Source organism: Pseudomonas sp. MWU16-30322, assembly GCF_020515535.1.
GTDB classification, from domain to species: Bacteria; Pseudomonadota; Gammaproteobacteria; order Pseudomonadales; family Pseudomonadaceae; genus Aquipseudomonas; species Aquipseudomonas fluorescens_H.
This window is the reverse complement of record NZ_JAIWYL010000036.1, coordinates 1-341: the sequence shown is the minus strand read 5'-3', so window position 1 is coordinate 341 and position 341 is coordinate 1. Positions and strand designations below refer to the sequence as shown.

Genomic DNA, 341 nt, shown 5'->3' with positions numbered 1-341 from the left:
GGTCAGAACATCACCATCGAAGTGGGCAAAACCACCGGTACCGTGACCACCACTGCGCCGAACGATGCGCTGACCGGCCATGCCCCGCTGACCAACGCCATCACCAACGTCAGCGGCGGTAACTACGAAAACCTCGTTGCCGACAAGACGCCTGTTTCGACAAACGTCACTGACACCATCGACACCACCAACCTGTCGCTGACCGCGACCGGTACCGTGGCCGAAGGTGGTTCGATCGTTTACACCGCAACGCTGACCAATGCGGCTGGCTCGCCAGTGACCGTAACGCTGTCGAACGGTGCTGTTATCACCATCGACGCGGGCAAAACCACTGGCACCGT

At 60.1% G+C, this 341-nt stretch carries 1 protein-coding gene; it reads left to right on the top strand.

All coding sequences use genetic code 11. From position 1 onward, the window contains the following. The coding region (locus LCH64_RS28215) for an immunoglobulin-like domain-containing protein (protein ID WP_226501965.1) at nucleotides 1–341 on the top strand (341 nt) is incomplete at both ends.